The following is a 24,023-nucleotide window of genomic DNA, read 5'->3' as shown; positions in this document are numbered from 1 at the left end:
GCGTGTTCCGGGGTCGGGGCCGGGCGCCGGGATGCGGCGGCAGGCGGTTTGGAAAGCCTGTCGTTATATCACTTTCAGCCGGCCGGGCACATGCGGTTTGCCGCGCTCGCCGTCAGCGCGGGATTGCGTCCGGATCGCCCGGATAGGGCAGGCGTCCGTCCACCTGCAGGCCACCGAGGCTGGCGCTGCGGGAAAAGCGCAGTGTGCCGCCGTACTGGCTGACGATGTCGCCGACGATGGCCAGGCCGATGCCGTGGCCGGGCCGGTTCTCGTCGGTACGCAGGCCGGCGGTGCCGAGCCGGCCGAGCAGGTCGTCGGGCACGCCGGGGCCGTCGTCCTCGACGCGAAACACCAGCGCATCGCTGGCCTCGTCGCGCGGCGCCACCCGCAGGCGCAGCTCGCCACGCGCCCATTTGCAGGCGTTGTCGAGCAGGTTGCCGAAGAGTTCCAGCATGTCCTCGCGGTCGAGCGGATCCCAGCGCTCGGGCAGGTCGAGGCCGATGGCGACGCGGCCGTCGTGCAGCCGCCCGACGGCATCGGCGAGCGCCTGCAGTTGGGGCCGGAGATCGAAACCGGCGCCCGGTGGCCCGCCGCCGGCCAGCCGGGCGCGGCGCAGTTCGCGTTCTATGGTGTCGCGCATGGTGGCGATCTGGGCGTCGAGTTCGTCCGCGAGCGCCGGGTCGCCACGCGAGCGCAGGCTGTCGGCTCGCTGGGCGAGCACGGCGAGCGGCGTCTTGAGCGCATGCGACAGGTTGCCGGCGGCGTGGCGGATGCGGCCAAGGCGCTGGGCCTGGTGGCGGGCCAGGCGGTTGACGGCGTCGAGCATGGGCCGGACCTCGCTCGGCGAGCGGGTGTCCACCGCCACGTCTTCGCCGCGCTCCAGCCGGCGGCAGGCGTCGACCGCATCGTCCAGCGGGGCGAGACCGCGGATCAGCAGGCGTCGCTGCACTACGACCAGCACCAGCAGCGCTGCGAACAGCCCGGCCAGCAGGCCGGTGCGAAAGCGCGCGATGGCGACGTCGAGCGTCGACACGTCCTCGGCGACGGCGACCAGGAGCGGCGGCACGCCCGTTTCGTCCGCGCTGCGCTTGGTGAGTACCAGCAGCGTCTGTCCGGCCGGGCCGGGCAGGCGGAAGCTTGCTTCGCCGGCGGGCAGCGTCGCAGGCAACTGCAAGTCCTCGTCCCAGAGCGAGCGCGAACGGAGCAGTTCGGCGCCGCGCCGGACCACGAAGTAGTGGCCGGACAGCGGCAGCTGGTAGACAGTGCCGGTGGCTGCCTGGACCGCGGTGGCGGCATCGGCGGCGTCCAGCACGCGGGCGTAGAGCAGATCGGCGTCGTGTTCGAGGCGGGAGCGCACGTAGTCCTCGACCAGCCGGCGTGGGAAGTCCTGCAGGCCGAAGGCGAGCAGGGCGCCGGCGCCGATCAGCACCAGCGACAGCGCGAGACTGAGGCGATTGCGCAGCGATTTCATGGTGCGGCGACCGGCGGGTGGAATATGTAGCCCTGGCCGCGCCGGGTTTCGATGCAGTCCTGGCCGAGCAGCACGCGCAGGCGGCGGATGTAGACCTCGATCACGTTGCTGTCGCGGTCGCCGTCGTAGTCGTAGACGTGTTCGGCCAGCCGCGTTTTCGAGATGACCTCGCCGGGGTGGCGCAGAAAGTAGCGCAGCATGCGGAATTCGGTGGCGGTGAGCGCACGGCTGCTGCCGTCCGCCTCGATCAGGCACTGGCGGCCTTCGTCCAGTCGGGCCGTGCCGACGCGCAGTTCGGGGCTGCGCACCGGCGCTGCCCGGCGCAGCAGTGCCTGGATGCGGGCGAGCAGTTCTTCGACATGGAAGGGCTTGCCGAGGTAGTCGTCGGCGCCCGCCTGCAGGCCGGCGACGCGCTCGCTCCAGCCGTCACGCGCGGTAAGGATGAGCACCGGGACGTGGTTGGCGGCCGTGCGCCAGTCGCGCAGCAGGTCCAGGCCGGCGCGGCCGGGCAGGCCGAGGTCGAGGACCACCGCGTCGTAGGGCTCGGTGGCGCCGAGGTGGCCGGCGTCGATGCCGTTGGCGGCGAGATCCACCGCGTAGCCCTCGGCGACCAGGCGCTGGCGCAACTGCTCGCCCAGCGCCGTGTCGTCTTCTGCGATCAGCAGACGCATCGTGGCTTACTTCTGCCGGCGGCGGAGCACTTCGCCGCTGGCGGCGTCGAGCTCTAGCTTGTGTATCGCGTTGCGCTCGTCGATCAGCTTGACCTCGTAGACATACTTGCCGTTTTCGCGGTCGAGTTCGACCTCCACGATCTGGCCCGGCTGGGCGGCGCGGCTGCGGGCGAGGATGTCTTCCATCGGCAGGATCTTGCCGGTCTCGCGCAACTGGCGGACTTCGCCCTGGTCGAGCTTGTCGTCGGCGTGGCCGGCAGGACTGGCAAGCAGGCCCACGCTGACAAGGACGGTGGCAGCGATGGTGGCGATGCGGGTGCGGGTTGAATTCATGGCGTTCCCTCCGGTCGGAAGTGTAGTGGATGGGCTCGGCGGCCCGGTGTTGCCAAGTATCCGTGGGGTGGCTGAAGCCAAGCTGAAACGACAAAACGCCGTCCATTGCCGGTTTGCGGGTTTGCCGCAAGCGCTCGAAATATTTGCACGAACTATAATCACGCCATCGCGGGAGCAGGCACCGGGGTGGGGACACCCCTTCCGGAGGACTTTGCTGATGGATCTTCCCCTTTGGCCGGAATGGCCGCCGCGCTTCGGCGTGTTGCTGTTCTTTGCGGTGGCGCTGTTGGCAACGGCGCTGGTCGGCGAACTGCTAGGCCGTCGCGCGGGCTTGCCGCGTGTCACCGGTTATGCCCTGTGCGGCCTGGTGCTCGGTCCGCTGGTGCTGGGCGGTTTCGCGCAGGACGACCTGGTGACCTGGCGCGGCGTGCTCGATCTGGCGCTGGCGCTGCTGCTGTTCGAGCTCGGCATCCGCCTCGACCTGCGCTGGTTCCGCGCCAACCCCTGGATACTCGCCTCCAGCCTGGCCGAGGCGGCGCTCAGCTTCGTGCTGACCCTGGGCGCGCTGCTGGCGATCGGTGTCGGCAAGGAGGTGGCGCTGGCGGTGGCGGCGATCTCGGTCGGGACCTCGCCGGCGATCGTGATGCGCGTGACCGCCGAGCTGCGTGCGGCGGGGCAGGTGACCGAAAGGCTGCAGGCCTTGTGCGCGCTCAACGTCGGCTATTCGGTGATCCTGTTCAAGCTGGTGATGGGCGCCCTCTACGGCGCCGAGGTGCAGACCTGGTGGGTGGCGGTGCTGCACCCGCTCTACCTCTTCGCCGGGTCGCTGCTGGTGGGCACGCTGGTGGCCGTCGCCTTCGTCGGCCTGCGGCGGGCGGTCGATCCCGGCACCGAGCAGGGCGCGGTGGCGATCTTCGGCCTGCTGCTGGCCGCGATCGCGGTGCTTACCGCGCTGCGCCTGCCGACCCTGCTGGCGCCACTGCTGGCTGGCCTGCTGGTGAAGTGGCACGACCCACGTCCGCATCGCTGGCCGCAACATCTCGGGACCGCCGGCGGCGTGCTGGTGATCGCGCTCTTCATGCTGAGCGGCGCGGCGGTCAGCGCCACCCAGCTCGCCCAGGGGCTGGCTGCGGCGCTGGTGGCGGTGCTGGTGCGCATCGTCGCCAAGCTGGGCGGCGTGATGATGTTCGGCGCGAAGAGCGGGCTGGGGCTGCGCAAGAGCTTTGCGCTGGGCGTGGCGTTGCTGCCCTTGTCCGCCGTCGCGGTGCTGCTGGTGGAAGACGTGCGCATGCTCTATCCGAGCTTTGCCGACCAGCTCGCCCCGGTGGTGATGAGCATGGTCGCGGTGCTGGGCCTGGTCGGGCCTGTCGCCACCCAGCGCGCGCTGATCCACGCCCGTGAGCATCGCAGCGGAGATAAGTCATGAGCCTGGAAGCCTTTTCGCCTTCGCGCGCGCTGTCGCTGGGCGTCGAACTCGAGCTCCAGCTGGTCAGCACGCACGACTACGACCTCGTCGGCGTCGCCGAGGACATGTTGCGCCTGACCGACGGCCTGGACATCACCGGCGAAATCAAGCCGGAAATGACCGATTCGATGATTGAGATCTCGACCGGCATCTGCGACGGACACGAGATGGTGCTGGCGCAGCTGGAGGCGATACGTGCGGCGCTGTCGGGTATCGCCCGCAAGCTCAACGTCGGCATCTGCGGCGGCGGTACGCACGCCTTCCAGCAGTGGGGCGAGCGGCGCATCTTCGACAAGCCGCGCTTTCATTATCTGCACGAACTCTACGGCTATCTCGCCAAGCAGTTCACCGTGTTCGGCCAGCATGTGCACGTGGGTTGCCCGGGGCCGGATGCGGCGCTCTACCTGCTGCATGGCCTGTCGCGCTACATCCCGCACCTGATTGCGCTGTCGGCCTCGTCGCCTTTCGTGCAGGGCAGGGACACCGGCTTCCAGTCGGCGCGGCTCAATTCGGTGTTCGCCTTTCCGCTGTCGGGCCGGGCGCCCTTCGTCGAGAGCTGGAGCGACTTCGGCGCGTACTTCGACAAGATGACCGCCACCGGCGTGGTCAGCAGCATGAAGGATTTCTACTGGGACATCCGGCCCAAGCCCGAATACGGCACGGTGGAAGTGCGGGTGATGGATACGCCGCTCACCGTCGAACGCGCCGCGGCGATCGCCGCCTACATCCAGGCGCTGGCGCGCCACCTGATGATAGAGCGGCCGATCCGCCCGAGCGAAGACGACTATCTCGTCTACACCTTCAATCGCTTTCAGGCCTGCCGCTTCGGCTATGCCGGTACCTACGTCGATCCGGAAAGCCATACCCACATGTCGGTCGGCGAGGCGATAGAAGCGAGCTTCGGCCGTATCGAACAGCATGCGGTCGAACTCGGCGCCGATGGCGCGATCGCCCGCTTGCGGGCCGAGGTGGCGGCCGGCCGCAACGATGCTTCGTGGTTGCGCGAGAGCCTGCAACCGCACGGCGTGCTGCCCGAAGTGGTGATGGCGCAATGCCAGCGCTGGATGAACGGGGAGGGAATGTGAGTGACGGGCCATTGCGCATCGGCCTGTCGGCCCGCCTGCTGCACAGGCCGCCGGCCGAGCTGGGCTTTCCGGGCAAGACGCTGCAGTACCTGGAGCAGTCGATGGCGCACTGGGTCATGGCCCACGGCGCGCTCGCCTTCATGGTGCCGACCATAGGCGAACACCTCGGCCTGCGCCGAGCGCAGATTTCGGTGCACGATTACGTCGCCGTGCTCGATGGCCTAGTGCTGCAGGGCGGTGCCGACGTCAGCCCGACCACCTATCACGAATCCCCGCTGCGCCCTGAATGGAGCGGCGACCGGGTACGCGATCTGTACGAGATCGAGCTGCTGTGGGAGTTCGTGATCCAGGGCAAGCCGGTGCTGGGGGTGTGCCGCGGCGCCCAGCTCATCAACGTCGCCTGCGGCGGAACCTTGTGGCAGGACATCGCCGAATACGTGCCGGGCGCCGGCACACACCGTAACGACGACCTCTACGACAGCCATCACCACGAGGTCGAACTGCTGCCCGGCAGCCGCCTCGAAGCCTTGTACCCGACCGCCCGCGTCGGCCGGGTGAACAGCATCCACCACCAGGCGGTGCGCGAGCTCGGCGCCGATCTGTGCGTGGAGGCGCTGTCGGTGGGCGACGGCGTGATCGAGGCGATCCGCTGGAACGGCAGCAGCTACATGTTCGGCTGCCAGTGGCATCCGGAATTCCATGGTGCGGCCGGCCTGCTCGACGGCGGTGCCATCCTGCAGGACTTCCTCGACGCGGCGCGGCGGGCGCGGGGCTAGGGCGAAGCGAGGCTTGCAGTGGTTGTCGGGCAAGCAGTGCGGTGAATAATGTTCGCAGTTTTTGTTATTTTGAGTTCTTAAGAGTCGAATATCTAATGTCTCCACGTTATTTAAATGCTGGAGAGCGCAGATGTCCGCCCCGTTCCGCTTCAAATCCCTGATTGCCGCTGTCGTCCTTGGCCTCGGCGCGGCAGGCGCCGCCCAGGCGCAGACCGCGCTGCTCAATGTGTCCTACGATCCGACGCGCGAGCTCTACCAGGAATTCAATCCCGCCTTCGCCAGGTATTGGGAAGCCAAGACCGGCGAGAAGATCAGCGTCAAACAGTCGCACGGCGGTTCGGGCAAGCAGGCGCGGGCGGTCATCGACGGCATCGAGGCCGACGTCGTGACCCTGGCGCTGGCCAACGACATCGACGCCATCGCCGACAAGGGCAAGCTGCTGCCGGCCGACTGGCAGAAGCGCCTGCCGCAGAACAGCACGCCCTACACCTCGACCATCGTCTTCCTGGTGCGCAAGGGCAACCCGAAGGGCATCAAGGACTGGGACGACCTGGTCAAGCCGGGCATCAGCGTCATCACGCCCAACCCCAAGACCTCGGGCGGTGCGCAGTGGAACTATCTGGCGGCCTGGGAATACGGCAAGCGCAAGTTCGGTGGCGACGACAAGGCCAAGGACTTCGTCGGCAAGCTGTACAAGAACGTGCCGGTACTCGATTCCGGCGCCCGCGGCTCGACCATCACCTTCGTCGAGCGTGGCATCGGCGACGTTTTCCTGTCGTGGGAGAATGAAGCCTTCCTGGCGATCAAGGAGTTGGGGCCGGACAAGTTCGACATCGTGGTGCCCTCGCTGTCCATCCTGGCCGAACCGCCGGTGGCGGTGGTCGACAGGAACGTCGACAAGAAGGGCACGCGCAAGGTCGCGCAGGCCTACCTCGAATACCTCTACACCGAGGAAGGCCAGGAGATCGCCGCCCGCAACTATTACCGGCCGACGCTGGACAAGGTGGCGAAGAAGTACGCGAGCCAGTTCCCCAAAGTCACGCTCTTCACCATCGACGACGCCTTCGGCGGCTGGAAACAGGCTGCCAGGACCCACTTCGCCGACGGCGGCAGCTTCGACCAGATCTATACCGCCGGTCGCTGATACTTTCGCACTATCTTCACCCCGCCGTGGCAGTCTGCCCCGGCGGGGCATTTCTTTTCTGGATGCGGTGCACAAAAGTCGGGGCGGCATGATTAGAATCCGCCATCCCAACAATTTCCCGCCGCAGCGCCCCGCAAGAGTGCGCGCGGCTGCACCCCGACATGCCGCTGACTCCCCAGGCCCGGTCGCTGCTCGACATGGTGTATCGCGTGGGCGCACCACGCTTCCACGAACTCTCGGTGGCGCAGGCGCGGCACTCTTTCCAGAAGCTGCAGTACGCCTTCCGGCCCGACGTGCCGGCGGTGGCCTCGGTCATCGAAGTGCCGATGGCGCGCGCCGACGGCTCCGCCTTGCTGGCACGCTACTACCGCCCGCTGCAGCGCGGCCCGCAGGAGACCCTGCCGCTGCTGGTCTACTTCCACGGCGGTGGCTGGTGCGTCGGCGACATCGAAAGCTATGACGTGCTCTGTCGCGAACTCGCCAACGGCGCCGGCTGCGCGGTGCTGTCGGTCGATTACCGGCTGGCGCCCGAGCATCCCTTTCCGGCCGCGGTGATCGATGCCCGTTTCGCGGTGGAATGGGCCTGCGACCATGCCGACCTGCTCGCCATCGATCCGGCGCGCATCGCGCTCGGCGGCGACAGCGCCGGCGGCAATCTGTCCATCGTCACCGCGCTGGCGCTGCGCGACGCCGGCGGCCCGCAGCCACACTGCCTGGCGCTGGTGTATCCGAGCACCGAGATCGTCAGCCAGCGGCCTTCGCGCGAGCGCTATGCCGACGGCTATTTCCTCGACCGCGAGAGCCTGGTGTGGTTCTTCGAGCGTTACCTGCCGGAAGGCCAGACCGAGGACTGGCGGGCTTCGCCCATGCGTGCGGCCTCGCTTGCCGGCCTGCCGCCCATGCTGCTCGTCAGCGCCGAGTTCGATCCGCTGGTGGACGACTGCGCGGCTTTCGGTGCGCGTGTGCGCGAAGAGGGCGGCGAGATCGAGGAGGTGTGCATGCCGGGTATGGTTCACGGCTTCCTGACGCTCGGCAAGTATTTCCCCGAAGCCAACGAAACGGTACGACTTTTGGCCGATACTCTCGGGCGCCGGCTGGCTTGAATCGAACGGTCGTGCACCTTCGTACGACCGGGATGTGACGGCGGCTCCGAAATCGTCGCCGCAGGCGCCGGCCGGCGTGGCCGGCGCAACAGAGGGGAACACCGATGCAGTTGGAACGTGAAGAATCGCAGGCTGAAATGGCGGCGTCCCCTGGCCATGGTTCGCGCAAGGGCCTGCTTGGCGTCGCGGTGGCTGCGATCGGCGTGGTCTACGGCGACATCGGAACCAGCCCGCTCTATACGCTGAAAGAGGTATTCAACGGCCCGCACGCGGTGCCGGTGACCGAGGCCAATGTGTACGGCATCCTGTCGCTGGTGTTCTGGGCGCTGGCGCTGGTGGTGTCCGCCAAGTACGTGATCTTCATCACCCGTGCCGACAACCGCGGCGAGGGCGGCATCATGGCGCTCACCTCGCTCGCGCTGCGCGTCGTCGAGCCGGGGCGCAAGGCCTGGTGGCTGTCGGTGCTCGGCGTTTTCGGCGCGGCGCTGTTCTACGGCGACGGCATGATCACGCCGGCGATCTCGGTGCTGTCCGCGGTCGAAGGCCTGGAGGTAGCGACGCCGGCCTTCCGGCCCTTCGTGATTCCGATCGCGCTGGTGGTGCTGGTCGGGCTCTTCCTGATGCAGCGCCACGGCACCGGCCGCGTCGGTGCGATCTTCGGGCCGGTGATGGTGTGCTGGTTCGTGGTGCTGGCGGTGCTGGGCGTCAATGGCATCATGCTCCACCCGGAAATCCTGGGTGCGCTCGATCCGCGCTGGGCGCTGGGCTTTTTCGCCGAGCAACCGCTGATCGGCTGGCTGGCGCTGGGTGCGGTGGTGCTGGCGATCACCGGCGGCGAGGCGCTGTATGCGGACATGGGCCATTTCGGGCGCAGGCCGATCAAGCTCGCCTGGTTCTTCATGGTCTTCCCGGCGCTCTACCTCAACTATCTCGGCCAGGGCGCCCTGATCCTCGATCACCCCGACAACGTCCGCAATCCCTTCTACATGCTGGTGCCGGATGCCCTGGTGTACCCCATGGTGGGCATGGCGACGCTGGCCACCATCATCGCCAGTCAGGCGGTGATTTCGGGCGCATTCTCGCTGACGCGCCAGGCGATGCAGCTTGGCTACGCGCCGCGCATGCAGACCCTGCACACCTCGGAACACGAGATCGGCCAGATCTACGTCCCCGGCATCAACTGGATGCTGCTCGGCGCAGTGATCGCCCTGGTGGTCGGCTTCCGGTCGTCGAGCGCGCTGGCCTCGGCCTACGGCATCGCGGTGACGCTGACGATGATGATAGACACCGTGCTCGCCTTCGTCGTGGTGCGCAGCCTGTGGGGGTGGGGCAGGGGCAAGGCGATCCTGTTCCTTGCGGTCTTCCTGACTGTGGATTTCGCCTTCTTCTCGGCCACCACGGTCAAGATCATGGCGGGCGGCTGGTTCCCGCTGCTGATCGGCGCGGCGATCTTCATCCTGTTGCGCACCTGGAAGCGCGGGCGCAGCTTGCTGGGCGAGCGGATACGCAGCGACACGATGCCGCTCGACCTCTTCATCCAGTCGATGTTCCACAATCCGCCGCCGCGTGTCGAAGGCACCGCGGTGTTCATGACCACCTGGCTGGAAGGCGTGCCGCGCGCGCTGCTGCACAACCTGATCCACAACAAGGTGCTGCACCAGCGGGTGGTGCTGCTCAAGGTGGATACCGCCGACGTGCCGCACGTACCGGTGAGCGAGCGGGTGGAGGTGGAAGAGATCGACTACGGTTTCTACCGTGTGCGGGTGAAGTACGGCTTCAAGGACGAACCCGACATCCCGGCGGCGCTGGCGCTATGCACGCAGGCCGGCATGAAGTTCAACATGATGGAAACGTCCTTCTTCCTCGGCCGCGAAACCCTGGTGTCGCGCGTCGGCTCGGGCATGCCGCGCTGGCGCGAGAAGCTCTTCATCGTGCTGTTCCGCAATGCGGGCAGTGCGGCCGATTACTTCCGCATCCCGCCCAACCGGGTGGTCGAACTCGGCACCCAGGTCGAGCTCTGAGCGCCCATCGCGCGCAGGCCGCCTCAAAACGCCTTCGGCCCGGACCACGCTGGGTGATCCGGGCCGAAGGCGGGCGGGCGTAGCCGGGGATCAGCCGCAGACGGCGGCGAGGATTTCCTGCTTGTTGCTGCGGGCAGCGTCGAGCAGGGCGTCGAACTTGCCTTTTTCGATGCCGGCGATACAGGAATCGAGCAGCTCCGGCCGGCGCTGGATGCCGAGCAGGGAGTCGAAGGGGTTGGGCGTCTCGGCGGCGATGTTGGCGACGAACAGGATGTCGCCGAGGCTGGCCGGCGGCCACGAGCCGCCATACGGATCTTCGTATTCGTAGGCGTCTAGCACCGCTTCCGGCAGCTCGAACACCTCGAGGATGGCGCGGGCGACCGGTTCGCGCCAGGTGGAGATGAACTCGGCGAAGCGGTCCAGATGCTCTTCCAGCGCCGGATAGGCAGAGGCGCGGGCGAGCAGGAAGAACTGGCCGATGTCCGTCATCATGCCGGCGAGCATCGCGGTGTCGGGCGTGACCGTGCGCAGCTGGCGCGAGAAGGCGTAGCACCAGGAGGCCACGTCCACCGAGTGCATCCACAGGCCGGACGCGATCAGGCGGATGTGCTTGGAGCGGTGATCCTGCGACAACTGTTCGGCGGCGACCGCAAAGGCGAGGCAGCGCAGCGAGGCGAGCCCGATCCGCTTGACCGCATCGTTGACGCTGGTGATCTGCGCGCCGTAGGGGTTGAGCAGCACGGCGTTGGCCATGCGTACCACCTTGGCGCTAAGCACAGGTTCGGCACGCACGACGTTGGCGATGTCTTCCAGCGTGGAGGCGGGATCGTCCGCCAGCCGCTTGATGCGCAGCGACACGTCGAGCGAGGTCGGGAAGTTCAGCCGGCCTTCCTCCAGTTCGGCCTCGATCTGTTCGGAAAATGCCTGTGCCTGCGCATCGAAATCGTGCATTGCTGAGCTCGCCGGAAATGGTGACGTCAAAGTTTATCGTGCCGGAGCGGGCACGGGCGAACCTTTGGGCCCGTTCGTGGCCGTGTTCACGCCGGAACCGGCCGTGCGGGCGCTTCAGGACGGCTGGTTGAGGATCGCTCTGCCGTTCTCCAGGCCTTCGACCTGAGCCAGCGTTGCCACCGGCACGCCGAGCGATTCGATCGCCTCGTGACCGCGCTTGAAGCGCTTCTCGACGATGAAGCCGGCGCACAGCACATCGGTGCCGGCCTCGCGCGCCATCTCCACCAGCGCGACCGCGGTCCGGCCATTGGACAGGAAGTCGTCGACGATGACGACGCGGGCGCTTGCCGGCAGGTAGCGCTGCGACAGCACCAGCCGCGTCTCGCCGCCCTTGGTGGGCGAGGGAATGATGCGCGACAGCGCGGGCGATTCCACCTGCGGCGAATATTTCTTGGCGTAGACCAGCGGCACATTCAGCGCCTGCGCGACCACCAGGCCGGGCGCAATGCCGCTCGCTTCGGCCGTAAGGATGAGGTTGGGCTGGTAGCCGGACAGCCGGCGCGCCAGTTCCCGGCCCATCTCGGTGATGAAACCGGGTTCGATACGGTGGTTGAGGAAGTGGTCGATCTTGAGGATCTGGTCGCCGATGACCGTGGCTTCCGCCTCGATGCGGCGCACCAGCGGGCCGTAGGCGGAGGTGAGTTCGGTGTATTGGTACATGGAGGGGCACTTGCTGAACGGCCCCCGGACCGGGGGCAGGACGCTGCATTCTAGCCCACGCCTTGCGCCACCGTTGTTGCGCGGGCGGCACGCTCGCGCAGCCCGCCCGAGGCAAAACGGCGAGGACCGGGCAGCTTTGCCCTCTTATCCGCGGATCCATGCGCGCTTTGGCTGTCTATCATGAATTCATCATCGTATTGCCGCGCCCTGGCCCCGGGGGGCGGCATACTGCATTCAATCACAGGAGCGCGTCATGGACCTGCTGTTTCGCCCGGTCATCGGTCTGCTCGACCGCCTTCGTTATCCCTACAAATTCGCCCTGATCGGCTTCGTCAGCATCGCCGCGTCGATTGCGCTGCTGGCCCAGATCTACGCCGGTTTGCGCCAGGACATCGTGTTCACCGAGCGCGAGATCGCCGGCGTGAGCCTGCTCGACAAGGGCTTTGCGGTGCTGGTGCTCAGCCAGCAGCATCGCGGCCTGTCGGCCGGGGTGCTGGGCGGCAGCGACGCATTGCGGCCCAAGGTCGCGGAGAAGGCGGCAGCCCTCAACCAGGCGATCGCCACGCTCGACGCCGAGCTGGCGCAGGACGAGGGCTGGGCGCCGTTGCGCGCTGGCTGGGGCGACATCCGGGGCAGGCTGCAGAAGCTCGCCGGCGAGGGCCTGGGCATGAGCGCCGGCGACAACTTCCGCGAGCACACCGCGGCGATCGAGCGCACGCTGACCTGGATAGGCGATGTGGGCGACGCCTCCAATCTGGCGCTCGATCCGGAAGGCGACAGCTACAACCTGATCGACCCGATGCTGCACTCGATCCCCGAAATGACCGAGCGCCTCGGCCGCCTGCGCGGGCGTGCCACCGGCATCATCGCCAAGGGCTCGGCCACCAAGGAAGACGAATACGCCATCGTTGCCCAGCTGGCGGAGCTGGGGCAGACCGAGAACGCGCTGAAGGACAGGCTCAATCGCGCGGCGCGCGAGAACGAGTCCCTGGCCGGGCCGCTCAACGGCGCGCTGGGCGAGATCGACGCCGCGGTCAAGCGCGTGCGCGACACGGTGCGTGGCGAGGTGCTGGACCAGGGCTTCTCGATGCAGCCCACGGCTTTCTTCGAGGTCGGCACCAATGCGATCGACGTGGTGCTCAAGCACTACCGTGAGTCGGTCAAGCCGGCGGCGGAAAAGCTGCTCGCGGCGCGCCTGCAGCAGCTCGAACGCAGCCTGATCCGTGATGCGGTGGTGTCCGGCATTGCGCTGGTGATCGCCGCCTATCTCTTCATCGGCGTCTATCTGTCCATCCTGCGCTCGGTGCGCGAGCTGTCCGCCGGCGCGCAGCAGTTTGCCAAGGGCGACTACCGCGCGCGGGTGGCCTTCTCGGCGGAGGACGAACTGCGCGAGGTGGCCGACCGCTTCAACGCCATGGCGCACGACGTGGCCGAACTCATCCGCGAGATCCAGCACGGCGCCGAGAGCGTCGGCACCGCTTCGGCCAACGTCTCCGGGGCGGCGCATCGGGTGGCGGAAGGCTCGGACACCCAGAGCGAGGCGGCTTCCGGCATGGCAGCCGCGGTTGAGGAGATGACCGTAGGCATAGACGAAATCTCCCGTCACGCCGGTACCGCGCAGGTGCTGGCGGAGCGTTCCGAGAGGCTGTCGAACGACGGTGGCGAGGTGATGAAGCGGACGGTGGAGGAAATGGAGCGTATCGCTGCGGCCGTCAATGCCTCGGCTTCCACCATCGGCGAGCTGGGCCAGAAGGCGCGCCACATCAGCTCGATGGTGGATGCCATCCGCGAGATCGCCGACCAGACCAACCTGCTGGCGCTCAACGCCGCGATCGAGGCGGCCCGCGCCGGCGAGAGCGGCCGCGGCTTTGCGGTGGTGGCGGACGAGGTGCGCAAGCTTGCCGAGCGCACCGCGCGCGCCACCGAGGAGATCACCGACATGGTGGGCTCGATCCAGCATGGCACCGAACGCGCGGTGGAATCGATGGAAGCCGGGGTGGCGCGCGTGCGCGACGGCGCCGAACTCACCACCCGCGCCGGTCAGTCGATGGCCGAGATCAATACCGGCGCCCGCGAAGTGCTGCAGGCGGTAAGCGACATCTCGCTGGCCCTGCGCGAGCAGAGCAGCGCCAGCGCCGACATCGCGCGCAACGTCGAGCGCATCGCGCAGATGGCCGAGGAAAACAGCGCGGCGGTGCGCGACACCGCCCAGATCGCCTCCACCCTGCAGTCGCTGGCCGGCGACCTGGAACGCAAGGTGGAGCGCTTCAAGGTCTGAGCGCCCGGCTCAGCCGCGTGCGCCGAGCTTGCCGACCAAGCCGCGCAGGGTTTCCTGCAGGTCGGCCGGCATGACCACCACCTTGGAACTCTCGCCCTGGCCGAGCCTTTCCAGCGAGGCGATGTACTTTTCGCCCAGCAGGTAGAGCATGGGCGTGGTTTCGGTGCCAACCGCGACGGCAACGCGGCGGATCGATTCGGCCGAGGCTTCGGCGAGCATCACCTGGGCGTTGGCGTCGCGCTTGGCCGACTCCAGCCGCGCTTCCGCTTCCAGGATGGCGGCCTGCTTCTCGCCCTCGGCCTTGGTGACCGCGGCCTTGCGTTCGCGCTCGGCGGCGGCCTGCATTTCCATCGCGCGCTGCATCGACTGCGACGGCTTGATGTCCTGGATCTCCACCGACTTCACCGTCAGGCCCCAGTCCACCGCCTCGTCGGCGATGCTCTCGCGCAGCCGCGCCTTGATCTTGTCGCGCGAGGACAGCGCTTCGTCCAGCTCCATTTCACCGACGATGGAACGCAGTGTGGTCATGATGAGGTTGCGGATCGCCTCGGAGAAGTCGGTGACGCCATACACCGCCCTGACCGGGTCGGTGACCTTCACGAAGGCGATGGCGTTGGTGAGGATCACCGCGTTGTCGCGGGTGATGACCTCCTGCTCCTGCACGTCGAGGATGATGTCCTTGGTCACCAGCTTGTAGGCCACCGCGTCGAGGTAGGGAATCAGGATGTTGAGGCCGGGCTTGAGGGTGCCGTGGTATTTGCCCAGCCGCTCGACGATCCATTCCTCGCCCTGGGCGACGACGCGCACGCCCTTGGCGATGGTGACGGCGACGAAGATCAGCAATGCGATGACGATGATCAGACCTGCACTCATGCGGGAACTCCGGTGATGTGAAATCGGTTGTGAAGCGGTGGCGTCAGACCTTCGCCACCTTGAGAAAACTGCCTTCGATGGCGACCACGCGCACCCGCTCGCCGGCCGGGATGGCGGTTTCGGCAAGACAGCTCCATTCGTCCGAACCGAGGATGGGGCGCTGGAAGCGCACCTTGCCGCGGCCGTAGGGTTCGATGGCGCCGACCAGCAGGCCGACCTCGCCGATGACTTCGCCGGCCGCGGTGCCGGCCAGGGTCTTGTGGCGGCGCCGGTCGAACACGCGGAACCACAGCACCGTCATGGCGATCGAGGCCAGCATCCACAGGGCGAGCTGCACGGTCAGCGACATCTCGCCGGCGAGCAGCGCCACCAGGGCGACGAGCAGGGCGCCAAGGCCGAACCAGATCACGAAGAACGCCGGAATCGCCAATTCCAGCAGGATGAGGACGATGCCGCCGACCGCCCAGTGCCACCATTCCAGATTCATGGGAACCTCCTTGGCGGGCATTCTAGCCTGCACCGGTGGTGGAAACGGGCGATATCACGCCGGGCTTATCCGCGGCATAAGCGCCCGGGCCTTACGGGCGGCGGCCGCTATTGATACCCTCGCTCCCTGACCCCGCCGCGGCCGCGCCATGCGCCGCGCCTATCGCCAACCCTATCCGGAAGATCCATGAACCCGAACCACGGCTCCCGCCTCGCGCTGGGGGCGCTGATCCTGCTTTCCCTTATCTGGGGCTACAACTGGGTGGTGATGAAGCAGGTGATGCAGTACGTCGATCCCTTCGACTTCTCCGCGCTGCGCACCCTGCTGGGCGCGGCCGCCCTGTTCGGCGTGTTGCTGGCAAGGCGCGGCTCGCTGCGGCCGGTGGCCGTGGTGCCGACGATCTGGCTCGGGCTGGTGCAGACCGCCGGCTTTACCGCGGTGATCCAGTGGGCGCTGGTCAACGGCGGCGCCGGCAAGACGGTGGTGCTGGTGTACGCGATGCCCTTCTGGCTGCTGCCGATGGCGTGGTGGCTGTTCGGCGAGCGGGTCGGCCGCGTGCAGTGGATCGCGGTGGTGCTGGCGCTGATCGGCCTGGTCTTCATCCTCGAACCGTGGCATGCCGCCGGCGGCAGCCTCTTCAGCGACATGCTGGCCCTGAGCGGCAGCGTGCTGTGGGCGGCCAGCTCCATCATGGCCAAGCGCATGCGCCAGCGTTTCCAGGTCGATCTGCTGTCGCTCACCGCCTGGCAGATGCTGTTCGGCGCGCTTGCGCTGTCGGCCGTGGCCTGGGTGCTGCCGTCGCGGCCGATAGAGCCGACCGCGTATTTCTTCGGCGCGCTTGTCTTCTGCGCCGTGGCGGCAACCGGGCTGGCCTGGCTGCTGTGGCTATTCATCCTCGACCGTCTGCCGGCCGGTCTGGCGGGGCTGTCCTCGCTGGCGGTGCCCGCCATCGGCGTACTCTCGGCCTGGCTGGAGCTGGGCGAACAGCCGAGCGGCAGCGAATCGGTGGGCATGCTCTTCATCGGCGGCGCGCTGGTGGTGGTGAGCCTGCTGACCTTGGGTACGCGCACGGCCGCTGCGCCCAAAGCGGAAGCGGCGGTGGAGGAGGGTGAAGCGAGGTGCCAGGCGCAACGCTGATGGTAGTAGCATGCCCGGTGCATTCCGGGCACAACCCCTGCTGATTCGGGCCGCTGCAGCGCGGGTGCATCGTTGAATTCCAAGGAGACGTGGAGATGAGCGATCTGGTCCTGTACACCCACCCGCATTCGCGCGGCCGCATCACCCACTGGATGATGGAAGAACTCGGGCAGCCTTACCAAACCGTGTGGATGGATTTCGGGCCGGCGATGAAAACGCCGGAATACCTGGCGATCAACCCGATGGGCAAGGTGCCGGCGCTGCGCCACGGCGAGGTCGTCGTCACCGAGGCGGCGGCCATCTGCACCTATCTGGCGGACTGCTTCCCCGAGAAGGGCCTGATTCCCCCGCCGGGCGATCCGGCACGCGGCAGCTTCTTCCGCTGGCTGTTCTTCGCCGCCGGTCCGCTGGAAATGGCGGTGGCGGTCAAGGCCATGGACTGGCCAGTGCCGGCGGAGAAGGGCTCATTTCTCGGCTTCGGCAGCTACGCCGCCACCCTGGCCGCGCTGGAGCAGGCGGTGTCGGCAGGGCCGTACCTGTGCGGCGACCGCTTCACCGCCGCCGATCTCTACGTCGGCGCGCACCTCGGCTGGGGCATGATGTTCGGCACCATCGAGAAGCGGCCGGCGTTCGAAGCGTATGTGGCGTGGCACTACGCGCGCCCGGCGGCACAGGCGGCGGATCGGATCAATGAGGCTTGGCTGGCGCAGCGGGCGGGTGGTTGAGGGCTGGGAGCGATCCGGCGTCGGCATCGGTATTCGTCATGCGCCAATGGCAATCCGCAGCCTCGCATACACAGGGGGCTAGGTCGTGCTCGTCGCGACCTTCCCCACGGTTGCGCCGAGGTAGAAGTATCCCCACCAAACGAGCCCAATAGAACCCAGAATTGCCGCGGCGTACATGGCTTCAAAAAGGCAAGCCCACCACTCTGCCCGCGGAGCATCAGGGTTGATCTTGCATTCTGCTGCGCGATACTCATACCAACGCTTGATGCAAAAGAGTATCTGCGCTACGGAGATCGAGGCGGCGAAGGACAGGAAGACGGCAATCGCAAGTATCAGATCCAGGACGACGGCTTGCGACAGCGACAACTTCTCCGCCGCGGAGACGAGCGTGATCGTTCCAGCGACGAACGCTGCAAGTGTCCTCGCATATGACGCGAATGTGTCCTTCGTCAGATCAACCAGGTAGAGCTGGCGCGAAGTAACAAGCTTATAGCGCTCGTGAATCATGGACTCTCGGAAATCCATAGGGCACCTCCTTCGATAGACGGACTTCAATTTCTCCCGTGCGAGCTAACAGGACGATGCGAAAGCGCTGGATGCCACATCAACTGAGGGATTCCGATTGATCTCCATGGCGACTCCGTTGCATGAGGCCCATGCCTTGATGAGCATGCCATCGACGGTGAAATGATCCGAGGACAGAAGATGGTCCCGCCGAGCCAGACTCACCACTTCGTCAAAGAAATGGCGCGCGATTATTCCCCGCCATCCGGGATGCCCGCAAATTCCCTCATCACTGCCTCATAAGCGCGAACACGCCCCAGCCCAGGTATTCACGCGTGTAAGCGGCGTAGCGCTCGGGTTCCGCGCTTAGCCTGGCTCGAACATCCTCGGCGAACTCGTCGTCCGGATTGGCTTCAAGCCATCGGCGCATGGTGAGCCACTTGGCTGCCTCGTATCTGTCCCAGCTGTCCTGGTCTGCCAAGACCATTTCCACCACGTCGTAGCCGAGGTGGCGGAAAAAGGCGAGAAGTTCTGGAAGCAGGAGAAAGTCGGAGATCGAGCCGGCAAGACAGCCCCTGGCAACATCTTCCGTCGGCGGTAACCGCCGCCAGTAAGGCTCGCCGATGAGGATGAGCCCGCCGGGGCGGAGGCTTTGCGCCAGGAGTTCGATGGTGCCACCGACTCCCCCGGCGATCCACGTCGCGCCGAGACAGGCTGCCACACCGACCTTCTCGTCGGAGACGAAGCCGGCAGCATCGCCATGGATGAACCTGACCTCATCGGCGACACCGAGTTCTTCTGCGCGGCGTTTCGCTTGCTCGGTAAACAACTGGCTCATGTCGATGCCGGTGCCGGTGATTCCGTAGTCGCGTGCCCAGGTGCACAGCATCTCCCCCGAACCGCTGCCGAGATCGAGCACCCGGGTTCCCCGCTCCAGACGCAGCGCCGCGCCGAGCGTGGCGAGCTTTTCGGGTGTGAACGGGTTATGGATGCGGTGAGCGCTTTCGGTGATGTTGAAGATCCGTGGAATATCCAATGCGGAAAAGCTCCTTACCGGGGTGAAGATGAGCAGTCACTGTCCAACTAACGACGGCCTTCAGCCGCCGGAAAAATGCACAGCATTTTGACGGTCGGCTGCAAGCACTAGTTGGGCACGACGTTCACGTTTGCGAACACGTTACTCTGCTGACCAGCGGCGCCAGAGCCGCGAGCGTCACACTTGCGATTAAGATCAGCGTCGAGAAGGCGTGCTGCATGCCCAATCCTGAAAGCATTTCACCGAAATGGCGGATGTTGGCTTCCTCCGCACTATCACTCGTCGGCTCCCCAACGTGAACGCCCCCAAGCCGATTGGCACACGTCTTGATCAGTGTAACGACTGAAAAATGCTCTCCTTCGAATTTCGCAACCGGAAACTTTAGGAATTGCTCCAATTTCAGAATCTTCCTTGGTTCGTTCGGCGGAATCGCGCCGAGAAAGTGCAGCATTACTTCGGGTAGCCCGAGAGCACGCATTTCAGCTTCTCTTTCCTTTGACGATAGCCCGACAGAAAACTCAAGCGGTACACGGTGCTCCCGATTCACGACGTCCACTAGCCGATTTCCGTCTACAAGGAGTTGCCGAAGTGCTTGAGATAGAAGAAGCATGGACTCGGCATCTCGCCTTTCGAGACACTCACTAAGTTGCCGCACGCGAATAAGGAAGAGGCTATTCGGATGCATAGCGTATTGCCCAACGTGTTTTCGCCCGCAGATCTGCGGACTCGTTCCGACCCCTGCGATATATCCGGGGGAACCCGACATTCAGAAGCCAGTGAACGAATTGCTCTTCTTGGGCAGATCGCATTTATGAGCCCCAATAAACAAGCCGACAAACCTGGTAAGCCGCACCCGCGATTGCATGCATCGCGATGACTGGTCGCAGGAGAGCGGGCGCGGCGGGAGTTCGTATCGGCCACAAGGATACAACTTGCCATCCGAATGACAATATGTGTTCAGGATGCGGAGCCTGCCTCGGTCGTGAGACGCGGGCGCGGCTACTTCCGGTCGAATAGCGGCCGCGAAGTCCGGCCTCAGCGAATCTCGCCGAGAAACCGCTTGCGCGCCATCTCCAGTGCCTCGCGTCCTGCCTCGTCGGTCAATGTCAGTGCCGTCTGGTGATAGCTTTCGAAGGCCGTGCTTACTTTGGCCGCGTCGAGCGTCTGGCCCGCTGCCTCCGGCGGCGGGAGCGGGAATTCCTCGCCGGGCGCGGGTTTCAGCACCGCGTGCTTGGGGATGAAGGCGACGCCGCCGGTCTCACCGGAGGCCGTCATCGGGCCGATCTTGGTATAGGTGATGCCTTTCCACTGGAAGCGGGCGCCGAGGGGGAGGAGGTCGATCTTCATGGCCTTGTGCGGGTGTCTGCGTTTGAGCCGACAGTCTATACCCGCACTGTTTGCCGCCCGGGGTGTCCGCGGCTTGCCGCCGGCCAGGCGCGAGGGCCGTCGCCTGCCGCGCGTGGGGATGAAAAAGGCGCCGGTCGCGCAGCGTGGGCTGCGGCCGGCGCCTGTCCCGGGCGCTGCGTGGTGCCGGCGGTGTCGCCCGCCGGCGTGGCCTTCAGCTGACCGCGCCGACGAAGGCCGCGAGCTCGGGCGTCTGCGGCGCGGCGAACACGGTTTTCGGGTCGCCGCTTTCGTGGATGCGGCCGTGGTGCATGAAGATCAGCTTGTTGCCGACCTCGCGGGCGAAGCGCATCTCGTGGGTGACCATGATCAGCGTCATGCCTTCGGCGGCGAGCTGCTGCACCACCGCCAGCACTTCGTTCACCAGTTCCGGGTCCAGGGCCGAGGTGATCTCGTCGCACAGCAGCACCTTGGGCTTCATCGCCAGCGCGCGGGCGATGGCGACGCGCTGCTGCTGGCCGCCGGAGAGCTGGTCGGGGAAGCTGTCGAACTTGTCCGCCAGGCCTACCTTCAGCAGCATTTCCTTGGCGATGTCCTCGGCTTCCTTCTTGGGCGTGCCCTTCACCACGGTGGGCGCCAGCATCACGTTCTGGCCGGCGGTGAGGTGGGGGAAGAGGTTGAACTGCTGGAACACCATGCCCACCTTCTGGCGCAAGGCGCGCAGGTCGCCCTTGCCGTCGTGCAGTGCGGCACCGTCCACCCGCAGCTCGCCCTTATCTATGGTTTCGAGGCCGTTGATGGTGCGCAGCAGGGTGCTCTTGCCCGATCCGCTGCGGCCGATCAGGGCGACCACGTCGCCCTGTGCGACTTCCAGATCGATACCCTTGAGAACGTGATTGCTGCCGAAGTGCTTGTGCAGGCCGGCGATCTTAACGAGCGACATGGAATTTCCTCTCCAGGCTTTTCGCGTAGAGCGAGAGCGGATAACACAGGGCGAAGTAGCCGGCCGCCACCAGGCCGAACACCATGAAGGGTTCGAAGGTGGCGTTGGCGAGCATCGAACCCGTCTTGGTGAGTTCGGCAAAGCCGATGATGGAGGTGACCGCGGTGCCCTTGACCACTTGCACCGAGAAGCCGACGGTCGGCGCCACCGCGATGCGCAGCGCCTGCGGCAGGATCACGTGACGCATCTGCTGCGCGTAGGACAAGGCGAGGCTGGACGACGCCTCCCACTGGCCCTTGGGCACCGCCTCCACGCAGCCGCGCCAGATCTCGGCGAGGTAGGCGCTGGTGAAGAGCGTCAGCCCCACCGCGGCGGCCAGCCAGGGCGAGACGTCGATGCCCAGCAGCGACAGGCCGAAGAACACGATGAAGAGCTGCATCAGCAACGGCGTGCCCTGGAAGACCTCGATATAGCCCTTGGTGAAGGCCTGCAGCGCGCGGTTCTTGGAGATGCGGGCGAACAGGATGGCCAGCCCGACGATGCCGCCGAGCACGAAGGCGATCAGCGACAGTGCCAGCGTCCATTTGCCGGCATCGAGCAGGTTGCGGACGATGTCCCAGGTGGTGAACTGGACGAACATCAGCGTGCCCTCCCGACCACGTAGCGCTGGCCGATCTGGATCAGCAACTGGCGGATCAGCAGCGCCATCGCGAAGTAGATCGCGGTGGTGACGAAGTAGGTTTCGAAGGCGCGGAAGTTGCGCGACTGGATGAAGTTGGCGGCGAAGGTGAGTTCTTCCGTGGCGATCTGCGAGCACACCGCCGAACCCAGCATGACGATGATCACCTGGCTGGTAAGCGCCGGCCACACCTTGGCCAGCGCCGGGCGCAGCACCACGTGGCGGAAGATCTGGCTGCGGGTCAGCGCCAGCGATTGCGCCGCCTCGATCTGGCCGCGCGGCGTGGCCTGGATGCCGGCGCGGATGATCTCGGTGGAGTAGGCGCCGAGGTTGATCACCATCGCCAGCACCGCCGCCTGCCATTCGGTCATCTTGACGCCGAGCGAGGGCAGGCCGAAGAAGATGAAGAAGAGCTGCACCAGGAAGGGCGTGTTGCGGATCACCTCCACATACACGCCGAAGATGCGGTCGAAGGGGGCGAGCTTCCAGGCGCGGCAGATGGCGCCGAGGATGCCGAGGCCGATGCCGAACACCGCGCCCACCGCGGTCAGCGCCAGGGTGAAACCGGCGCCCGACAGCAGCAGGCCGGTATTGTCGAACACCGGTGCAAAGTCGAATTGATAGGCCATCGTGGATTCCGTTGAAGGCGGATCAGAGGCATGCGCGCAGGGCCTGCGCCCCGCGCGCCCGGCGGCTTGCGCTTACAGGTCTTTCGGCAGCGGGGCGTTGAGCCAGCGCTGGGCGATGTCGTTGAGCGTGCCGTCCTGCTTGGCCTTGGCGATGATGGCGTTCACCTTGGTCATCAGCGCGGTTTCGCCCTTGGCGGTGGCAACGTAGCAGGGGGAGTTCTTGATCAGGAACTTGGCGCCGAGGCGGCGCAGCTTGGTCATGTCGTTCACCGCGGCGGCCACCACGTTGCCGGTGGCGACGAACTGCACCTGGCCGGTGAGGTAGGCGGAGATCGTCGCGTTGTTGTCCTCGAAGCGCTTGATCGTCACCTTGGGCGAGGCGATCTTGGTCAGCTCCAGGTCTTCCACCGAGCCGCGGGTCACGCCCACGGTCTTGCCGTCCAGTTCCTCGACCTTGGAGAGCTTGACGTCTTCCGGCCCGAACACGCCGTTGAAGAAGGGCGCGTAGGCGGTGGAGAAGTCGATCACCGCTTCGCGCTCCGGGTTCTTGCCCAGGCTGGAGATCACCAGGTCGGCCTTGCCGGTGGTGAGGTAGGGGATGCGGTTGGTGCTGGTCACCGGGATCAGCTCGACCTTCACGCCGAGTTCCTTGCCGATCAGGTTGGCCATGTCGATGTCGTAGCCGCGCGGCTTGAGGTCGGTGCCGACGCTGCCGAAGGGCGGGAAGTCCTGCGGCACCGCGACGCGCAGGGTGCCGGCCTTCTGCACATTGGCGAGCACGTCGGCACGGGCGTCGGTCAGGCCGATGGTAGAGGCGACGGCGATACCGGCGGCAAGGCCGAAGAGGCTGCGCAGGAAGGGGCGGCGGGTGGATTGAATGGGCTGGGACATGCTTGCTGGCTCCGTGAAGGATGAGGGGAGGGAAGGGAGTTCGGGCGTTCAGCCCGGCGGGCGGTAATCGATGCTGATGCGGCGGGCCGAGCCGCCGAGGTGGGCATGCATTGCGGCGGCAGCGGCGGCGCTGTCGCCGGCGAGGATGGCGTCGGTGATGTGGCGGTGCTCGTCGGCCGGTTCCCAGATGCTGGCGGTGCGCGAGAAGGGCAGGCGCAGGCTGTGGCTGATCTGGTCGCGGAAGTGGCGCGCGATCTCGGTGAGGCCGGGATTGCCCGAAAGCTCGGCCAGCAGCAGGTGGAATTGCAGGTCCCAGTCCGACGCCATCACCAGGTCGCCGACGTTCAGGGCTTCTTCCATGCCGCGCTGGATGGCGCTGAGGCGTTCGCGGCCGCCGTCGTCGATGCGCATCGCGGCAAGGCTGGCCCAGGCGGGTTCGATGGCCGCGCGGAATTCGATCAGCGCCTGCGGCGTCATCGTCGCCGTGCCGCGCAGCGGCAGGGAAGCGGCGCTCTGGCTGCCGCTGGTAACGAACACGCCTTTGCCGGGCTGGCTGCGCACCAGACCGAGCGCTTCCAGCGTCGAGATCGCTTCGCGCAGCGACGCGCGGCTGATGGCGAGCTGCTCGGCGAGTTCCCGCTGCGAGGGCAGGGCGGCGCCGGCGGAGAACTCTCCGTTGTTGATCCGGCGCTGCAGGGCCTGGGCGGCGATGTTGGCGATGCTGGGCATGGTCTTCCTGCTGCGGGTTACTGTTCTG

Annotated in this window: 25 protein-coding genes and 1 pseudogene; 9 read left to right on the top strand and 17 right to left on the bottom strand. The window is 66.5% G+C overall.

The features are described 5' to 3' along the window. Positions 1 to 112: 112 nt before the first annotated feature. Genes CJ010_RS14545 through CJ010_RS14535 form a run of 3 tightly spaced genes read right to left on the bottom strand, consistent with a single transcriptional unit; the run spans position 113 to position 2,475 of the window. Positions 113 to 1,471, bottom strand: coding sequence for a sensor histidine kinase (locus CJ010_RS14545; RefSeq protein WP_141018701.1), 1,359 nt, complete (start codon positions 1,469 to 1,471; stop codon positions 113 to 115). Then, positions 1,468 to 2,142 carry a response regulator transcription factor gene (locus tag CJ010_RS14540; protein ID WP_141018700.1) on the bottom strand — a complete coding sequence of 225 codons (675 nt, stop codon included), beginning with the start codon at positions 2,140 to 2,142 and terminating at the stop codon, positions 1,468 to 1,470. The genes CJ010_RS14545 and CJ010_RS14540 overlap by 4 nt, the downstream gene beginning before the upstream one ends. A gap of 6 nt (positions 2,143 to 2,148) precedes the next feature. Beyond that, positions 2,149 to 2,475, bottom strand: coding sequence for a PepSY domain-containing protein (locus tag CJ010_RS14535; RefSeq protein WP_141018699.1), 327 nt, complete (start codon positions 2,473 to 2,475; stop codon positions 2,149 to 2,151). 217 nt (positions 2,476 to 2,692) lie between these two features. Between CJ010_RS14535 and CJ010_RS14530 the strand changes: the two genes are divergently transcribed. The 6 genes from CJ010_RS14530 (at position 2,693) to CJ010_RS14505 (ending at position 10,069) form a co-directional block, all read left to right on the top strand. Then, positions 2,693 to 3,901 (top strand): cation:proton antiporter, encoded by a 1,209-nt coding sequence (locus CJ010_RS14530; protein ID WP_141018698.1) that lies wholly within the window; start codon positions 2,693 to 2,695, stop codon positions 3,899 to 3,901. Then, on the top strand, positions 3,898 to 5,025 hold the full coding sequence (locus tag CJ010_RS14525) for a YbdK family carboxylate-amine ligase (RefSeq protein WP_141018697.1): 1,128 nt from the start codon (positions 3,898 to 3,900) through the stop codon (positions 5,023 to 5,025). Before CJ010_RS14530 ends, CJ010_RS14525 begins: the two co-directional genes overlap by 4 nt. After that, complete coding sequence (locus CJ010_RS14520) at positions 5,022 to 5,801, top strand: gamma-glutamyl-gamma-aminobutyrate hydrolase family protein (protein ID WP_141018696.1); 780 nt, start codon at positions 5,022 to 5,024, stop codon at positions 5,799 to 5,801. The genes CJ010_RS14525 and CJ010_RS14520 overlap by 4 nt, the downstream gene beginning before the upstream one ends. Before the next feature lie 130 nt (positions 5,802 to 5,931). Beyond that, positions 5,932 to 6,945, top strand: a complete 1,014-nt coding sequence (locus CJ010_RS14515) for a sulfate ABC transporter substrate-binding protein (RefSeq protein ID WP_141018695.1) — start codon at positions 5,932 to 5,934, stop codon at positions 6,943 to 6,945. A 161-nt stretch (positions 6,946 to 7,106) separates the two neighbouring features. Then, positions 7,107 to 8,048, top strand: a complete 942-nt coding sequence (locus tag CJ010_RS14510) for an alpha/beta hydrolase (protein ID WP_168224962.1) — start codon at positions 7,107 to 7,109, stop codon at positions 8,046 to 8,048. Positions 8,049 to 8,185: 137 nt separating this feature from the next. Continuing rightward, on the top strand, positions 8,186 to 10,069 hold the full coding sequence (locus CJ010_RS14505; protein WP_141020713.1) for a potassium transporter Kup: 1,884 nt from the start codon (positions 8,186 to 8,188) through the stop codon (positions 10,067 to 10,069). Positions 10,070 to 10,159: 90 nt separating this feature from the next. Here CJ010_RS14505 and CJ010_RS14500 read toward each other — a convergent pair whose 3' ends face one another. Then, positions 10,160 to 11,020: an HDOD domain-containing protein gene (locus tag CJ010_RS14500; RefSeq protein ID WP_141018694.1), complete on the bottom strand. Its 861-nt coding sequence runs from the start codon at positions 11,018 to 11,020 to the stop codon at positions 10,160 to 10,162. 114 nt (positions 11,021 to 11,134) lie between these two features. Further along, positions 11,135 to 11,740, bottom strand: coding sequence for a xanthine phosphoribosyltransferase (gene xpt / locus CJ010_RS14495; RefSeq protein WP_141018693.1), 606 nt, complete (start codon positions 11,738 to 11,740; stop codon positions 11,135 to 11,137). 253 nt (positions 11,741 to 11,993) lie between these two features. On the opposite strand from xpt, the gene CJ010_RS14490 reads away from it, so the two are divergent. Next, positions 11,994 to 14,018, top strand: coding sequence for a methyl-accepting chemotaxis protein (locus CJ010_RS14490; RefSeq protein ID WP_141018692.1), 2,025 nt, complete (start codon positions 11,994 to 11,996; stop codon positions 14,016 to 14,018). Positions 14,019 to 14,027: 9 nt separating this feature from the next. Here the strand turns inward: CJ010_RS14490 and CJ010_RS14485 are convergent, their stop codons facing one another. Continuing rightward, the gene (locus CJ010_RS14485) at positions 14,028 to 14,891 is read right to left on the bottom strand and encodes an SPFH domain-containing protein (RefSeq protein ID WP_141018691.1); all 864 of its coding nucleotides are present in this window, start codon (positions 14,889 to 14,891) and stop codon (positions 14,028 to 14,030) included. 43 nt (positions 14,892 to 14,934) lie between these two features. Beyond that, positions 14,935 to 15,378 carry an NfeD family protein gene (locus CJ010_RS14480; protein WP_141018690.1) on the bottom strand — a complete coding sequence of 148 codons (444 nt, stop codon included), beginning with the start codon at positions 15,376 to 15,378 and terminating at the stop codon, positions 14,935 to 14,937. A gap of 186 nt (positions 15,379 to 15,564) precedes the next feature. Between CJ010_RS14480 and CJ010_RS14475 the strand changes: the two genes are divergently transcribed. Both CJ010_RS14475 and CJ010_RS14470 read left to right on the top strand, forming a co-directional pair. Then, positions 15,565 to 16,515: a DMT family transporter gene (locus tag CJ010_RS14475; protein ID WP_168224961.1), complete on the top strand. Its 951-nt coding sequence runs from the start codon at positions 15,565 to 15,567 to the stop codon at positions 16,513 to 16,515. 95 nt (positions 16,516 to 16,610) lie between these two features. Further along, positions 16,611 to 17,240 carry a glutathione S-transferase family protein gene (locus CJ010_RS14470; protein WP_141018689.1) on the top strand — a complete coding sequence of 210 codons (630 nt, stop codon included), beginning with the start codon at positions 16,611 to 16,613 and terminating at the stop codon, positions 17,238 to 17,240. 78 nt (positions 17,241 to 17,318) lie between these two features. On the opposite strand, the gene CJ010_RS14465 is transcribed toward CJ010_RS14470, so the two are convergent. From CJ010_RS14465 to CJ010_RS14420, 10 genes and pseudogenes are all read right to left on the bottom strand, one after another. Continuing rightward, on the bottom strand, positions 17,319 to 17,747 hold the full coding sequence (locus CJ010_RS14465) for a hypothetical protein (RefSeq protein ID WP_141018688.1): 429 nt from the start codon (positions 17,745 to 17,747) through the stop codon (positions 17,319 to 17,321). A gap of 141 nt (positions 17,748 to 17,888) precedes the next feature. Next, positions 17,889 to 17,996: pseudogene (locus tag CJ010_RS25720) on the bottom strand (IS5/IS1182 family transposase); the annotation flags it as partial. A 37-nt stretch (positions 17,997 to 18,033) separates the two neighbouring features. Then, a complete protein-coding gene (locus CJ010_RS14455) occupies positions 18,034 to 18,780 on the bottom strand; it encodes a cyclopropane-fatty-acyl-phospholipid synthase family protein (protein ID WP_141018687.1) in 747 nt (248 codons plus the stop codon). A 124-nt stretch (positions 18,781 to 18,904) separates the two neighbouring features. Beyond that, positions 18,905 to 19,336, bottom strand: a complete 432-nt coding sequence (locus tag CJ010_RS14450) for a hypothetical protein (protein WP_141018686.1) — start codon at positions 19,334 to 19,336, stop codon at positions 18,905 to 18,907. A gap of 479 nt (positions 19,337 to 19,815) precedes the next feature. Beyond that, positions 19,816 to 20,127, bottom strand: a complete 312-nt coding sequence (locus CJ010_RS14445) for a hypothetical protein (RefSeq protein WP_141018685.1) — start codon at positions 20,125 to 20,127, stop codon at positions 19,816 to 19,818. A gap of 211 nt (positions 20,128 to 20,338) precedes the next feature. Beyond that, positions 20,339 to 21,067 carry an amino acid ABC transporter ATP-binding protein gene (locus CJ010_RS14440; RefSeq protein WP_141018684.1) on the bottom strand — a complete coding sequence of 243 codons (729 nt, stop codon included), beginning with the start codon at positions 21,065 to 21,067 and terminating at the stop codon, positions 20,339 to 20,341. Continuing rightward, positions 21,054 to 21,707: an amino acid ABC transporter permease gene (locus CJ010_RS14435; protein ID WP_141018683.1), complete on the bottom strand. Its 654-nt coding sequence runs from the start codon at positions 21,705 to 21,707 to the stop codon at positions 21,054 to 21,056. Before CJ010_RS14435 ends, CJ010_RS14440 begins: the two co-directional genes overlap by 14 nt. Continuing rightward, positions 21,707 to 22,375: an amino acid ABC transporter permease gene (locus tag CJ010_RS14430; RefSeq protein WP_141018682.1), complete on the bottom strand. Its 669-nt coding sequence runs from the start codon at positions 22,373 to 22,375 to the stop codon at positions 21,707 to 21,709. The genes CJ010_RS14435 and CJ010_RS14430 overlap by 1 nt, the downstream gene beginning before the upstream one ends. A gap of 72 nt (positions 22,376 to 22,447) precedes the next feature. Next, entirely contained in the window at positions 22,448 to 23,266 is an 819-nt protein-coding gene (locus CJ010_RS14425) for a transporter substrate-binding domain-containing protein (RefSeq protein ID WP_205754792.1), read from the bottom strand. Positions 23,267 to 23,314: 48 nt separating this feature from the next. Then, on the bottom strand, positions 23,315 to 23,995 hold the full coding sequence (locus tag CJ010_RS14420) for a FadR/GntR family transcriptional regulator (RefSeq protein WP_141018681.1): 681 nt from the start codon (positions 23,993 to 23,995) through the stop codon (positions 23,315 to 23,317). Positions 23,996 to 24,023 lie beyond the last annotated feature (28 nt).

The sequence above is a fragment of the Azoarcus sp. DD4 genome (assembly GCF_006496635.1).
Taxonomy (GTDB): Bacteria; Pseudomonadota; Gammaproteobacteria; order Burkholderiales; family Rhodocyclaceae; genus Azoarcus.
The sequence above is the reverse complement of the archived record's forward strand: the minus strand, read 5'-3'. Positions and strand labels throughout refer to the sequence as shown.

Coding starts and splice junctions, on each gene's coding strand:
- CJ010_RS14545 (WP_141018701.1), bottom strand. CDS start 1,471: ATGAAATCGCTGCGCAATCGCCTCAGTCTCGCGCTGTCGCTGGTGCTG.
- CJ010_RS14540 (WP_141018700.1), bottom strand. CDS start 2,142: ATGCGTCTGCTGATCGCAGAAGACGACACGGCGCTGGGCGAGCAGTTG.
- CJ010_RS14535 (WP_141018699.1), bottom strand. CDS start 2,475: ATGAATTCAACCCGCACCCGCATCGCCACCATCGCTGCCACCGTCCTT.
- CJ010_RS14530 (WP_141018698.1), top strand. CDS start 2,693: ATGGATCTTCCCCTTTGGCCGGAATGGCCGCCGCGCTTCGGCGTGTTG.
- CJ010_RS14525 (WP_141018697.1), top strand. CDS start 3,898: ATGAGCCTGGAAGCCTTTTCGCCTTCGCGCGCGCTGTCGCTGGGCGTC.
- CJ010_RS14515 (WP_141018695.1), top strand. CDS start 5,932: ATGTCCGCCCCGTTCCGCTTCAAATCCCTGATTGCCGCTGTCGTCCTT.
- CJ010_RS14510 (WP_168224962.1), top strand. CDS start 7,107: ATGCCGCTGACTCCCCAGGCCCGGTCGCTGCTCGACATGGTGTATCGC.
- CJ010_RS14505 (WP_141020713.1), top strand. CDS start 8,186: ATGGCGGCGTCCCCTGGCCATGGTTCGCGCAAGGGCCTGCTTGGCGTC.
- CJ010_RS14500 (WP_141018694.1), bottom strand. CDS start 11,020: ATGCACGATTTCGATGCGCAGGCACAGGCATTTTCCGAACAGATCGAG.
- xpt (WP_141018693.1), bottom strand. CDS start 11,740: ATGTACCAATACACCGAACTCACCTCCGCCTACGGCCCGCTGGTGCGC.
- CJ010_RS14490 (WP_141018692.1), top strand. CDS start 11,994: ATGGACCTGCTGTTTCGCCCGGTCATCGGTCTGCTCGACCGCCTTCGT.
- CJ010_RS14485 (WP_141018691.1), bottom strand. CDS start 14,891: ATGAGTGCAGGTCTGATCATCGTCATCGCATTGCTGATCTTCGTCGCC.
- CJ010_RS14480 (WP_141018690.1), bottom strand. CDS start 15,378: ATGAATCTGGAATGGTGGCACTGGGCGGTCGGCGGCATCGTCCTCATC.
- CJ010_RS14475 (WP_168224961.1), top strand. CDS start 15,565: ATGAACCCGAACCACGGCTCCCGCCTCGCGCTGGGGGCGCTGATCCTG.
- CJ010_RS14470 (WP_141018689.1), top strand. CDS start 16,611: ATGAGCGATCTGGTCCTGTACACCCACCCGCATTCGCGCGGCCGCATC.
- CJ010_RS14465 (WP_141018688.1), bottom strand. CDS start 17,747: ATGATTCACGAGCGCTATAAGCTTGTTACTTCGCGCCAGCTCTACCTG.
- CJ010_RS14445 (WP_141018685.1), bottom strand. CDS start 20,127: ATGAAGATCGACCTCCTCCCCCTCGGCGCCCGCTTCCAGTGGAAAGGC.
- CJ010_RS14440 (WP_141018684.1), bottom strand. CDS start 21,067: ATGTCGCTCGTTAAGATCGCCGGCCTGCACAAGCACTTCGGCAGCAAT.
- CJ010_RS14435 (WP_141018683.1), bottom strand. CDS start 21,707: ATGTTCGTCCAGTTCACCACCTGGGACATCGTCCGCAACCTGCTCGAT.
- CJ010_RS14430 (WP_141018682.1), bottom strand. CDS start 22,375: ATGGCCTATCAATTCGACTTTGCACCGGTGTTCGACAATACCGGCCTG.
- CJ010_RS14425 (WP_205754792.1), bottom strand. CDS start 23,266: ATGTCCCAGCCCATTCAATCCACCCGCCGCCCCTTCCTGCGCAGCCTC.
- CJ010_RS14420 (WP_141018681.1), bottom strand. CDS start 23,995: ATGCCCAGCATCGCCAACATCGCCGCCCAGGCCCTGCAGCGCCGGATC.